At 70.8% G+C, this 12,285-nt stretch carries 13 protein-coding genes; 5 read left to right on the forward strand and 8 right to left on the reverse strand.

Annotation, left to right across the window (positions count from 1 at the left end; translation table 11 throughout):
- Window positions 1-113: 113 nt before the first annotated feature.
- Both WAE60_RS04305 and WAE60_RS04310 read left to right on the forward strand, forming a co-directional pair.
- Window positions 114-2,045 (forward strand): sialate O-acetylesterase, encoded by a 1,932-nt coding sequence (locus tag WAE60_RS04305; protein ID WP_337685165.1) that lies wholly within the window; start codon window positions 114-116, stop codon window positions 2,043-2,045.
- Between the two features lie 228 nt (window positions 2,046-2,273).
- Window positions 2,274-2,435 carry a hypothetical protein gene (locus WAE60_RS04310; RefSeq protein WP_156035788.1) on the forward strand — a complete coding sequence of 54 codons (162 nt, stop codon included), beginning with the start codon at window positions 2,274-2,276 and terminating at the stop codon, window positions 2,433-2,435.
- Window positions 2,436-2,440: 5 nt separating this feature from the next.
- On the opposite strand, the gene WAE60_RS04315 is transcribed toward WAE60_RS04310, so the two are convergent.
- From WAE60_RS04315 to WAE60_RS04325, 3 genes are all read right to left on the reverse strand, one after another.
- Window positions 2,441-2,917: an ester cyclase gene (locus WAE60_RS04315; protein ID WP_337685167.1), complete on the reverse strand. Its 477-nt coding sequence runs from the start codon at window positions 2,915-2,917 to the stop codon at window positions 2,441-2,443.
- Window positions 2,918-3,002: 85 nt separating this feature from the next.
- Complete coding sequence (locus WAE60_RS04320) at window positions 3,003-3,704, reverse strand: DnaJ domain-containing protein (RefSeq protein ID WP_337685168.1); 702 nt, start codon at window positions 3,702-3,704, stop codon at window positions 3,003-3,005.
- Between the two features lie 107 nt (window positions 3,705-3,811).
- Window positions 3,812-4,153 (reverse strand): hypothetical protein, encoded by a 342-nt coding sequence (locus WAE60_RS04325; RefSeq protein ID WP_337685169.1) that lies wholly within the window; start codon window positions 4,151-4,153, stop codon window positions 3,812-3,814.
- Window positions 4,154-4,234: 81 nt separating this feature from the next.
- On the opposite strand from WAE60_RS04325, the gene pdxH reads away from it, so the two are divergent.
- Complete coding sequence (gene pdxH, locus WAE60_RS04330) at window positions 4,235-4,900, forward strand: pyridoxamine 5'-phosphate oxidase (RefSeq protein ID WP_337685182.1); 666 nt, start codon at window positions 4,235-4,237, stop codon at window positions 4,898-4,900.
- Here the strand turns inward: pdxH and WAE60_RS04335 are convergent.
- Genes WAE60_RS04335 through WAE60_RS04345 form a run of 3 tightly spaced genes read right to left on the reverse strand, consistent with a single transcriptional unit; the run spans window position 4,897 to window position 6,255 of the window.
- A complete protein-coding gene (locus WAE60_RS04335; RefSeq protein ID WP_337685171.1) occupies window positions 4,897-5,313 on the reverse strand; it encodes a DUF2442 domain-containing protein in 417 nt (138 codons plus the stop codon). The genes pdxH and WAE60_RS04335 overlap by 4 nt on opposite strands.
- A complete protein-coding gene (locus tag WAE60_RS04340) occupies window positions 5,300-5,578 on the reverse strand; it encodes a DUF4160 domain-containing protein (protein WP_337685172.1) in 279 nt (92 codons plus the stop codon). The genes WAE60_RS04335 and WAE60_RS04340 overlap by 14 nt, the downstream gene beginning before the upstream one ends.
- 50 nt (window positions 5,579-5,628) lie before the next feature.
- Window positions 5,629-6,255, reverse strand: a complete 627-nt coding sequence (locus WAE60_RS04345) for a TetR/AcrR family transcriptional regulator (protein ID WP_337685173.1) — start codon at window positions 6,253-6,255, stop codon at window positions 5,629-5,631.
- Between the two features lie 240 nt (window positions 6,256-6,495).
- On the opposite strand from WAE60_RS04345, the gene WAE60_RS04350 reads away from it, so the two are divergent.
- Window positions 6,496-7,995 (forward strand): bifunctional aminoglycoside phosphotransferase/ATP-binding protein, encoded by a 1,500-nt coding sequence (locus WAE60_RS04350; RefSeq protein ID WP_029913515.1) that lies wholly within the window; start codon window positions 6,496-6,498, stop codon window positions 7,993-7,995.
- Here the strand turns inward: WAE60_RS04350 and WAE60_RS04355 are convergent.
- Entirely contained in the window at window positions 7,992-8,399 is a 408-nt protein-coding gene (locus WAE60_RS04355) for a hypothetical protein (RefSeq protein ID WP_337685174.1), read from the reverse strand. The two genes, WAE60_RS04350 and WAE60_RS04355, sit on opposite strands and share 4 nt — an antisense overlap.
- Before the next feature lie 49 nt (window positions 8,400-8,448).
- A complete protein-coding gene (locus WAE60_RS04360) occupies window positions 8,449-10,224 on the reverse strand; it encodes an ATP-binding protein (RefSeq protein WP_337685175.1) in 1,776 nt (591 codons plus the stop codon).
- 202 nt (window positions 10,225-10,426) lie between these two features.
- Between WAE60_RS04360 and WAE60_RS04365 the strand changes: the two genes are divergently transcribed.
- On the forward strand, window positions 10,427-12,285 hold a 1,859-nt coding region (locus WAE60_RS04365), incomplete at its 3' end, for a long-chain-fatty-acid--CoA ligase (protein ID WP_337685176.1).

The following is a 12,285-nucleotide window of genomic DNA, read 5'->3' on the forward strand; positions in this document are numbered from 1 at the left end:
AAGGGCTCAGCGCCTTTGGCGTCAGCCTCAAAGCCATTCCCTCTGGGTCCCGGCATGCGCCGGGATGAGCGGATTTTGGGAGTAGGCTCATGCGCTCGAAGTTCCTTGGCCTCATGGCCGCAACGGCTCTGACCGCGCTGGGCCCGGCCCTTGCCCAGGCCGCCCCGCTGCTGGCCCCGGTCTTCACCGACCACGCCGTGCTCCAGCGCGGCCAGCCGATCCGGGTGTGGGGCGCGGCCCGGCCGGGCGAGGCGGTCGAGCTGTCGTTGGACGAGGCCAAGGCCACCGCGACGGCCGACGCCCAGGGCCGCTGGTCGACGACCTTCCCGGCCCGCGAGCCGGGCGCGGCCCTGACCCTGACGGCCCAGACGAGCGGCGAGCGCCAGACGATCTCGGACCTGCTGGTCGGCGACGTCTGGCTGTGCTCGGGCCAGTCGAACATGGAATACCCGCTGCGCCGGTCGCTGGCCGGCGAGGCCGAGGCGGCCAATTCGGCGGACCCGAACATCCGCCTGCTGCAGACCGGCCGCACCAGCCTGCCCGAGCCGACGACGGCCCTGCCCAAGGAGGCGGCCTGGCGTCCGGCGACCCCGGAGTCGGCCAACAACTTCAGCGCCGCCTGCTTCTTCATGGGCCGCGAGATCAAGAAGACCACCGGAGTTCCGGTGGGCCTGATCGACGCCACCTGGGGCGGGTCGGTGATCCAGGACTGGATCAGCCGCGAGGGCCTGCACGCCCTGGGCGGCTATGACGAGGGCCTGGCCGTGCTGGCCGACTACGCCAAGTCGCCGGACCTGGGCATGGCCAACTGGAGCGCCATGCTGGGCCGCTGGGCCGCCAAGGCCGAGCCCCAGGCCGCGACCTGGAATCGCCCGGACTTCGACGACCGCGACTGGAAGACCATGCCGGCCGAACAGTTCTGGGAGACCAATCCCGGGCTCGAGACCTTCGACGGCACGATCTGGCTGAGGGCCACGATCACCCTGACCGCCAAGCAGGCCAGGCAGGGCGCGACCCTGTCGCTGGGGCCGATCGACGACCTGGACACCACCTTCGTCAACGGCCGCGAGATCGGCTCGTCGCAGGGCTGGGACAGGCCGCGGAACTACAGGATCGCGCCGGGCGTGCTGAAGGCCGGGCCGAACCTGATCGCCGTGCGGGCCATCGACACCAGCGGCGGCGGCGGGGCCTGGGGCCCGGCCGCCCAGAAGGGGCTGAAGTTCGACGACGGGTCGTTCGCCCCGCTGGGCGCGACCTGGCGCTACAAGGTCTCGGCCACCATCGCGCAGTCGGGCCTGCCGCCCACCGCCCCGTGGGTGGGGACCAGCGGCCTGTCGACCCTGCGCAACGGCATGATCGCCCCGCTGGTCCCCTACGGCGTCAGGGGCTTCGCCTGGTACCAGGGCGAGGCCAATGTCGCCGAGCCCCAGACCTACCAGCGCCTGCTCACGGCCCTGGTCGCCGACTGGCGCTCGGCGTTCAAGGCGGAGGGCGGCGGGCCGGACCTTCCGTTCCTGGTGGTGCAGCTGGCCGACTTCGGACCGCGCCACACCGCGCCCGTCGAGTCCGGCTGGGCGGGCGTGCGCGACGCCCAGCGCCGGACGGCGGCGGCCGATCCCAAGGTCGGTTTGGCCTCGGCCGTCGACATCGGCGACATCTACGACATCCATCCGGCCAACAAGCAGCAGGTGGGCCACCGCCTGGCCCTGCAGGCCCGCAAGCTGGCCTATGGCGAAACGACCCTGGTCGCCGCCGGGCCGGCCCCGCTGTCGGCGACGCTCTCCGGCGGCGCGGTGGTGGTGCGGCTGGACCAGCCGGCGGTGGTGCAGGCCGACGTCCGGCCCGTCGGCTTCGAGCTGTGCGACGCGGCGGGCGGCTGCCGTTTCGCCGAGGCCGCCCTGACGGGCGAGGGGGTTCGATTGGCGGTCCCGGCTGGTTTCTCGCCGGCCAAGGTCCGCTTCGCCTGGGCCGACAGCCCGATCCTCAACCTCTACGGAGTCACCGGATTACCGGCGACGCCGTTCGAAATGGCGGTGGCGCCCTAGGCTCGTCTGGGCCGCGACCGGGCGGATTCCGAGGGTTTCGCTCGATTTCCACCCGCCTTCGGCCGCGCCTACGCTGGTGGTCTGGCTTGTGCTGGGGCGCAACCGAACCCGGGTTTGGACGCGGCCCGGCGCGGGCAGGGGGCGGACGGCGCGCGCTGAACCGCGCGCGCCGTTAACCAGCAACGCATTGACCGCAAAGGCATTTGTCTCTCGTGAGGAGAGCGTAGCGTGCCCGATGTCGCGTACCAGGAACTGGCGGAGCTGTGGGAGGCCGTGTTCGGCGAGCAGCCTTCCGTCGTCGCCGAGCCCGGCCTGACGGCCCAGATCCTGGTCGACTGCCTGCCGCCGGCCGAACCTTACAGCTTCAAGACCGAGGACGAGGAAGAGTAGGGCGCTTAAGCCGCCTTGGCCCCCGCCGCCGCGACCAGGGCGCCCAGCGCCTCCATCGCGGTCATGCCGCCCAGCAGCTGGCGCACGATGGTCAGGGTGTCGGAATAGATCCGCTCGCAGACCAGGGTCTCGCCGTCGAACAGGAAGAAGGCGGTCATCTGGCAGCTGAACGGGCGGCCGGTGGCGGGCAGCGGGCCCAGCGGGCCCGACTGGGTTCCTTCAAGAATGAACTCCACCACGATCCCGTCGTCGACATGGCGCAGCGACAGCAGGGTGTTGCGCTGGTCGGGGAAGGTCTGACGCGAGGTCGTGTAGTAGCGCTCGACGTCGGGGCGGCCGTCATGGACCGCGCCGGTGGCGATGATCTCGTAGTGGGGGTGGGGGAAGGTGGCCAGCACCTTGTCCCAGGCGTGGTCGATCTCGTCGGCCATGTGCTCGCGCACGATCTTTTCGCGGCGGGCGCGCAGGGCTTCGTCGGTCATGGTCCGTCCTCCCGGCCGCTCTGGGGCGGCGTCGGGCGGGATCATAGGATCGTCGAACGGGCGTTTGGAAGCGCTAAGCCGCCGCTTAGGCCGCCCAGGCGGCCGCGAAGCGCTTGAGCTGCGAGCGGGCGACGCTCTCGGCGCCTTCGCCCAGGGCCTCCAGGCGCAGGAAGAGGTCGCCGGCGCGGTGCGGACCGCGGGCGGGCAGGCCCTGGCCCGGCAGGCGCACCAGGCCGCGCGCGGCGGCCTTGGTCGAGATCCAGACGAGGCGCGGGCCCAGGGCCGTGGCCACCTCGATGCGGCCGCCCTCGGCCAGGGCGCGGGCGTCCAGCCGCGCGGTCAGCCACAGGTCGCCGCCGCGCACCAGGGCGTCGGGGTCGTGCTTGAGCGTCACGCGGAAGGTCACGTTCTCGACCCGCACCTTGTCGTTCTCGCGCAGGCCGGCGGGCAGGGTCAGGCGCAGCTTGCGGCCGTCCAGCGCCAGGTCGAGGGTCCCGCCGGCGAAGGCCAGGGCGGCGTCGACCTGCAGGACGGCCTGCTCGACCCGGGCGGGCTCGGCCACGGCGGGCGGGAAATGGATCTGGCGGGCCGGGGCGTCCTGCAGCAGGCGATAGGCGGCCAGCACGTCGCGGAACAGGGCCGCGTCGCCGCCGGGACGGTCGGGGTGGGCGCGCTTGGCGGCTTCGCGATAGGCGGCCCGCAGCTCGCGCTCGTCGGCGCCCGGCGCGACGCCGAGGATGGCGCGGGCGGCCTGGAGGCTGAGGGCGTAGGACGAGCCGGCGGTCATGCCGCCGACCCTGCCGCCCTTTGGTCAACGGGGGGTTAAGTTAACTTCTAGCGTTTTCGAGCGAAGTGGACACCGGTTCGCGTGAAGAAAACGCGCCAAGCGAAAAACTAACGAATCTGACCGCTTAGCAGCCAGACCAGGCCGAAGACGCCGAACACCCCCGCCACGAAGGCGATCACCGCCCACGAGCCGCTGCGCTTGTGCCAGGTGACCGGCACGTCGACCTCGGGCCCCTCGACCCGCGCCCGCTCGGCCGCCTTGGCCCGCAGCCGCCAGAAGTTCCAGGCCCCGCCCGCGAACAGGAACAGGCCGCCGGCCGCCAGGATGATCCAGTCCTGGGTGTCGTCGCCCTTCCACTTGATCGCCTGGGCATAGCCGATCCACAGGCCGGCCGCGCACCACAGCGCCAGGGGGATCCAGGCCAGTCGCGCCCGCGTGCCGAGTTTCATAGGGTGTCCTTCATGTCGCGCGGCAGATGCGCGCGACCGGCCATCCTCGTCAAGCGTGACCCGCCGCTCTATATCCGTCCCATGACCGACGCGCCCCTGATCCCCGCCTCGCCGTCCGAGGACGACTATGTCCGCCAGGTGACCGAGGCGACGCCCCCGCCGCTGCTGCCCGAGGGCGATCCGATCCACCTGTTCGAGGACTGGCTGGCCGAGGCCGGCAAGGGCGAGCCCAGCGATCCCAACGCCGTGGCCCTGTCGACGGTCGACGCCGACGGCCTGCCGGACTCGCGCATGGTGCTGCTCAAGAGCGTCGATGCGCGCGGTTTCGTCTTCTACACCAACACCCAGAGCGCCAAGGGCGTGGAGCTGGGCGGCCAACCCAAGGCGGCCCTGCTGTTCCACTGGAAGTCGCTGCGCCGCCAGGTGCGGGTGCGGGGCGTCGTCGAGCCGGTGACCGAGGCCGAGGCCGACGCCTATTTCGCCAGCCGCGCCCGCCACAGCCAGCTGGGCGCCTGGGCCAGCGATCAGTCGCGGCCGCTGCCCGATCGCCTGGCCTTGGAGCGCCGGGTGGCCGAGATGGCCCTGAAGTTCGGCCTCGGCAAGGTGCCGCGCCCGCCGCACTGGTCGGGCTACCGCGTCGTGCCGCAGGTCATCGAGTTCTGGCGCGACCGCCCGTTCCGCCTGCACGAGCGGCTGGTCTACGACCGCGTCGGCGAGGGGTGGGAGACCAAGCGGCTGTTTCCCTAGGAGGCCGCGGCCTTTCGAGGACGACCGCCCCGCTTCCCGTTCGCCACGGAAGCGGCGGCCTTGGCGACGCTGGTGGCCTTGCCGCCCTGGCGACCCAGCTCCTGGGCCATCCATTGGCGCGTGCCGGTCAGGCCCCGCAGAAGGCCGGGAATGTAGAGGCTGGCGTCCAGCTGGGGGAAGTAGATCGCCGAGCCGCGTCCCGACACCTCGATCTCGGCCAACTGTTCGGGCTTGGCGCCGGCCAGCTCCTGATAGCGCTCGGGGGCGAACGTCACTTCAAGCCCGTTGTTCATCTCGATCAGGACCCGGTGCCGCTCGGGCAGCCAGGTCGCGGCCACGGCGCGCGGCTGGAACCGGTTCTCGTCGGCGGTGCGCGCCTCGACGGCGGCGAATTCGGCTTCAGAAAGCGCCATGGACCTCTCTCCACGCCTGGCAGAGCCTCTTCAGGTGCTCCGTCACGAACGCGATGATCTCGTTCAGTTCCGCGAGCCGGTATCCGTCGACTTCGCGCACGCCGACCGGCCCGTGCCGGGTGTCGTCGGTCTCGCAACAGTTCAACAGCAGCACCGCCTCCTTGTTCACGCCGTTCACGTGGACGTGGGAGGGCGCGTGGTCCTGCGTGTAGATCTCGATCCGCGTCCGGCCCGTGTTGTCGGGAAATCGCAGCACCGTCGGCATTGCGGACCTTCTACCAGAAACCCAAGCGGTTTGGAATAAAACCCAATCGGTTAGGTTCTTTGCGTCCCATACCGCGCCAGGAAGGTCTCCACCGCATCCGCGCAGATGTCCGCCAGCGGCCGGAGCGGCTGGGCTTCGTCGCCGGCGGTCAGGCCCAGGACCAGGGTGGCGTCGTCCAGCATGCCCAGCAGCTGGCCGCCCGCCCAGGCCGGCTGGCCGATGGTCAGTTCGCCGGTCTCGACCAGGTCCTCGAGGACCTGGATCGCCACGCGCCTCAGGTCCTGGTGCGCGCTGTGCAGGACGGGGTCGGTCACGGCCCCGAAGCGCGGCCGCTCGCCCGCCACCATCCGGAACATGGCCCGGGTGGCCGGGCGCGACATGACGCCGGCATAGGCCAGGGCCAGGGCGGTCAGGCGGGCGCGGGCGTCGCCCTGGACCTCGAGGCTGGCGCGCACGGGCTCGGCCATGCGTCCCACGGCCTCGTTGACCACCACCTCGAACAGCTTGGCCTTGCTGGGGAAGTGCGCGTACAGGGTGGCGGTGGACACGCCGGCCATCCGGGCGACGGCCTCCATGCCGGCGGCCGTATAGCCCTCCCGCAGGAACACGCCGCGCGCGGCGTTGAGGATCTCGCTCTTCTTGCGTTCCGAGCGGGTGAGGACAGCGCCTGCGAGCATTGTGGTTATGACTCGATCTATGGTTCACGGACCATAGACATGCAACTTAAGCGTAAGCAAGCGCGCCGGGCGCGACGCCGCGCGAACTTTCCGCTATGGGGACGCCTTCGCCCGGATCAGGGGCGAAAATCCCAGGGCATGGCAGCCGAAAGTGGATGCCGGTTTCGGCGGCCGCCATGCTCGGAATGATGAAATGGAGCCTGTTCGGACAGGCTCCGGTGTTTTGGACGAGGCTTGGGCGTGATCAAGGACGCGGAGACGGTTCGCGAGCAGGAAGTGGCCGCCTGGATGGGCGAGCGGGCCGATCGGGTGATCGAGACCTCGTGCGCCCGCGTGTTCCTGGTTGGGGAGGCGGCCTGGAAGGTCAAGCGCCCGGTCAATTTCGGCTTTCTCGACTACTCCACCCTGGAGCTGCGCCGCTGGTCGCTGGAGCGCGAGCTTTCCTTCAACCGCGCCGCCGCGCCCGACATCTATCGCGCCGTGCGGCGCCTGACGCGGACCGGCAACGGCGGGGTCGAGATGGACGGGGCCGGCGAGGTGGTCGAGTACCTGCTGGAGATGCGCCGCTTCGACGAGCAGGGCGTGCTGGCCCAGCAGCCCTGGGCCATCGACGACGCGCTGGAGGAGTCGCTGGGCCGCACCATCGCCCAGTTCCACGCCGGGGCGCCGCTGCGTCCGAAGGGCGGCGGGGTGGGGGCCCTGGGCTACACCATCGCCTCGAACGCCAACCTGCTGCGCGGCCTGGCCCCGCGCCTGGGCGCCCAGGCGGTGGAACGGCTGATCGCCGAGACCGACCTGGCGCTGGAGCGCCTGGGTCCGCTGCTGAACGCGCGGGCCGGCCAGGGCTTCGCCCGCCACTGCCACGGCGACCTGCACCTGGGCAACATCCTGGTCGAGGACAACAAGCCGATCCTGTTCGACTGCATCGAGTTCAACGACTCGCTGTCGGACATCGACATCCAGTACGACCTGGCCTTCCTGCTGATGGACCTGGACTTCCGCCGTCGTCGCGACGCGGCCGGCCGGGTGTTGAACGCCTATCTGGACGAGGCCGCCCGCACGTTCGGCGAGGGCCTGTGGACCGGGCTGGCCGCCCTGCCGCTGATGCTCAGCGTCCGCGCCGCCGTGCGCACCCACGTCTGGGCCTACAGCAACGACGACGAAGCCGCGCGCGCCTACCTGGCCACGGCCCTGGAGCACCTGGCGCCCAAGCCGGTCAGCCTGGTGGCCACCGGCGGCTTCTCGGGCTCGGGCAAGTCGACCTTCGCCCGCGTCTGCGCGCCGGGCCTGGGTGCGGCGCCGGGCGCGGTGGTCCTTCGCACCGACGAGATCCGCAAGCGCCTGTGCGGCGTGCCCTCGCTGCAGCGCCTGCCGAAAGAGGCCTACACGCCGGAAATGAGCGACAAGGTCTATGACGAGCTGTTCCGCGACGCCCGTCTGACCCTGGCGGCCGGCCGCTCGGTGGTGGTCGACGCGGTGTTCCTCAAGCCCGAGCAGCGCGCCCGCGCCGAGGCCCTGGCGAAGGAGGTCGACGTGGCCTTCCAGGGCGTCTGGCTGGAGGCCCCGCCCGAGGTGCTGCGCGCCCGCGTCGCCGCCCGCGTCAACGACGCCTCGGACGCCGACGTGGCGGTGCTGGAAAGCCAGCTGACCCGCGACACCGGCGAGATCGCCTGGCGCAGGGTCGACACGGTCAGCGCCTTCGAGGACGAGGCCCGGGCCCTGGCGGAGTCGATGGGCTAGGGCTGCTGGGGCTGGGGCGTCGCGCCCTGGACGGGACCCGGCGAAGCAACGAGCTTGCAGGAGAAGATGTTCGCGGTGGCCGGCCTCGCGGCGGCGTCGCCGACACCCATGCCCAGGACCGCCGGCCGTTGGCTGATCAGTATGGAATAGAGCTGATCGCGATCCTTGCCGCGCGGGCACGGCTCCCTCGCGATCGCCGTGATCGCCGCTCCGGGCGGATCGACGGGCTTCAGTCTCACGGAATAGGCCAGCTCCTCGACTCCGTCCGAGAAGCCGGTGACGGGGGAGGTCGACAGCACGCGCGCCGTGATGGTGGAGAGGGGATCGGCGGCGGATGCTGGATTTGCGGAGACGCACCAGGCCATGGCCAGGATCGTCAGGGCGGAAGCAGGAGCTCGGATCATGGCCCGAGGCTCCGTCGCGCCGCAGCGGAAGTCAATCGGACCCTGGCCGCTACGACCCCGTCGCCGCTTCCGCGCAGCCCCTGGCCTTGCCGCGCACCGCGCCGCAGATCGACGACAGCAGTTCCACGGGACGGATCGGCTTGCCCAGGTGGTCGTCGAAGCCCATGGCCAGGAAGCGCTCGCGGTCGCCCGACATGGCCGAGGCGGTCAGGGCGATGACGGGGATCGCCGGGTCGCCCCCGCGACCGGCGCGGATCTCGCCCAGGGCGGTGATGCCGTCCATCACCGGCATGTTGATGTCCATCAGCACCGCGTCGAACGTTTCGGTCGCCAGGGCGTCCAGCGCCGCTTGGCCGTCGCCGACCACGGTCAGGCCCACGCCGGTGGCCTCCAGCATGGTGCGCACCACGACCTGGTTGATGGCGTTGTCCTCGGCCATCAGGATGCGCAGGGCGTCTAGGTCGGGTTCGTCCTGGTCCTCGACCTCGTCGATCACCGCCGCCGTTACGGCCTGCGCCGCGATCGGCGTGGCGTGCAGGGTGAAGACGAACGTCGCCCCGCCGACGCCGCTCTCCAGGACCAGGTCGCCGTCCATCTGGCGGGCCAGGGCGCGCGAGATGGTCAGGCCCAGGCCCGTGCCGCCATGGCTGCGCGAGACGGCGTTGTCGGCCTGGGTGAAGCTTTCGAAGATGCGGTCGTGGACGTTGGCGTCGACGCCGACGCCGGTGTCGATCACCCGCAGCCGGATCTCGCTGTCGCCGTCGGCCAGGGGCGCGTTGCGCGCCGACAGCTGGATCGTCACCCCGCCCTGGCTGGTGAACTTCAGGCCGTTGGAGATCAGGTTCATCAGCACCTGGCGGATGCGCTGCGGGTCGGCCAGGATCCAGGCGGGCGAGGAGGGGGCGATCTCGACCTTCAGCCACAGGCCCTTCTCGGCGGCGGCGTCGCGCCAGGCATCGCCGGCCGCGCGGACCAGGTCGTGCAGGTTGACGGCCACCCGGTCCAGCTCGACCTTGCCGGCCTCGATCTTCGACAGGTCCAGCACGTCGTTGAGCACCTGCATCAGGCTGTCGCCCGACTTGATCATCAGGCGCACGTGGCGGCGCTGGGCCTCGTTGAGGTTGCTGCGGTCCAGGGCGTAGGCCATGCCCAGCAGGCCGTTCATCGGCGTGCGCAGCTCGTGGCTGGTGACGGCCACGAAGGTCGATTTGGCGCGGTTGGCCTCCAGGGCCCGCTCGCGCTCCTCGCGCAGGCCGCGGGTTAGGGCGTCCATTCGCTTGGCGGCGGCGCGGTTGGCCAGCATGACGTTCAGGGTCGTGGCCACCACCATGACCAGGCCCCAGCGGGCGATGTTGGGACCCACGCCCTGGTCGGGGAAGAAGAACAGCGGGAAGACCACCAGGCTGACCATCGGCGCGAAGGCCGACACCGCGACCAGGGCGGCCGGCTGGTGGCGGAAGTTCTGGGTGTAGACGATCTGGCCCACCCACACCGAGGCGGCGGCCAGCCGCATGTCGTGCAGCGGCGAGAACCACATCGCCGCCGCCAGCCACGACCAGGTCAGGTTGATCGGCAGGGCGCCCAGCAGGAAGACGGCGCGCATGGTCGGCGTGCCGGCGACGCCCGGCTTGAACCGCCCGGTCGCCAGTCGCGCCAGGCCTTCGCTGGCCAGGAACACCGTCAGCCAGCACAGGGCGAAGTTCAGGCCCAGGGCCATCTGGGTGACGCCGGCCGCCATCGCCGCGGGGATCACGCGGGACAGCAGCAGGCGGTGGGTGTCCATCGCCACTTCGTCCAGCCGATCGTCGGCCAAGATGGCGTCCACTCGTCCCACTCGAATCCCAGCCCGCTATGTCGTCCAGTCGACCGATTATAGACGATCAAGGCTTCCAGGAGCTGAACAAGGGCTGCGGCGGATCAGCGCGATGCGGCCCGGGTTCGCCTCGGGCGCGCCGCGCGTTGCACCGGGGGCCGCGCGCCGCTAGCCTTGCCTGAACAACGATAATGGACTGAGAGAGCGGGGAACGATGCAGGGCTTGATGCAGCATGGGGCTTTGACGGTCGACAAGATCATCGACCACGCCGCCCTGTGGCATGGCGGGCGCGAAGTCGTCACGCGATCGGTCGAGGGGCCCATCGTCCGCACCACCTACGGTGCGATCCACGACCGCGCCAAGCGGGTGTCCAACGCGCTGCTGGGCCTGGGGATCAAGCCGGGCGACCGCGTCGGCACCCTGGCCTGGAACACCGCCCGCCACATGGAGGCCTGGTACGGCATCATGGGCGTGGGGGCCGTCTGCCACACCCTGAACCCGCGCCTGTTCCCCGAGCAGATCGCCTGGATCGCCAACCACGCCGGCGACCGCGCCATCTTCGTGGACCTGACCTTCCTGCCGATCATCGCCGGCGTCCTGCACCACCTGCCCACCGTCGAGCACGTGGTGCTATTCACCGACCGCGCCCACATGCCCGCCGACTTCAAACCGGCCGGCGAGGCGCCCAACTTCAAGGGCCTGCTCTGCTACGAGGACCTAGTCGCCGAGCATTCGGCCGACTGCGCCTGGGGTGGGTTCGACGAGGGCACGGCGGCGGGGCTCTGCTACACCTCGGGCACGACCGGCGACCCCAAGGGGGTACTGTACTCGCACCGCTCCAACTTCCTGCACACCCTGATCACCCTGCAGCCCGACGTGATGGGCCTGTCGCAGAAGGACGTGATCCTGCCGGTGGTGCCGATGTTCCACGCCAACGCCTGGGGCGTGGCGTTCTCGGCCCCCGGCACCGGCGCCAAGATGGTGATGCCCGGCGCCAAGATGGACGGGGCCTCGATCTACGAGCTGCTGGACACCGAGGGCGTGACCTTCTCGGCCGCCGTGCCGACGGTCTGGCAGATGCTGCTGCAGCACCTGAAGGAAAGCGGCGGCAAGCTGCCCAACCTGCGCAAGGTGGTGATCGGCGGGGCGGCCTGTCCCGAGGTGATCATCCGCGCCTTCCAGGAGGACTACGACGTCGAGGTGGTCCACGCCTGGGGCATGACCGAGACCTCGCCGGTCGGCACGCTGTCGGTCATGACCGACGAGCTGGAAAAGCTGCCCTACGACCAGCAGATGCCCTACCGCCTCAAGCAGGGCCGGCCGCCGCTGGGCGTGGAGCTGAAGCTGACCGACGACGCGGGCCAGCGCCTGCCGCACGACGGCAAGAGCTTCGGCAACCTGAAGATCCGCGGCCCCATCATCGCCGCCGAATACTTCCGGGGCGCCGGCGGCAGGATCCTCGACGACGAGGGCTTCTTCGACACCGGCGACGTGGCCACGATCGACGACCACGGCTTCATGCAGATCACCGACCGGGCCAAGGACGTGGTCAAGTCGGGCGGCGAGTGGATCAGCTCGATCGACATCGAGAACATCGCCCTGGGCCATCCCAAGGCGGCGATGACGGCGGTGATCGGCGTGCCGCATCCCAAGTGGGACGAGCGGCCGATCCTGCTGGTCAAGCTGAAGGACGGCGAGACGGCCACCAAGGAAGAGTTCCTGGAGTTCCTGCAGGGCAAGATCGCCAAGTGGTGGATGCCCGACGACGTGGTCTTCGTCGACGAGATCCCGCTGGGCGCGACCGGCAAGATCGACAAGAAGCTGATCCGCCAGCGCATGAAGAACTATGTCCTGCCGGGCCTGGCGGCCGCGACCGTCGCCCGGGCGGAGGAAGCCGCGCCCGAGCCGCCGCCGCCCGCCGCCCTGGCCGCCGCCGACGGGGCCCAGGCCGCGCGGATCTACGCGCCCGAACCGGAAGAGCCGCTGTCGGAGCCGCCGCCCATCCCCGAGCCTGAGGTGGTCGAGGCCCTGGCGCACGCCGATGCCGACGCCGAGGCCGAGGGCGCGACGCC

The organism is Caulobacter sp. CCG-8 (genome assembly GCF_037402475.1).
Taxonomy (GTDB): domain Bacteria; phylum Pseudomonadota; class Alphaproteobacteria; order Caulobacterales; family Caulobacteraceae; genus Caulobacter.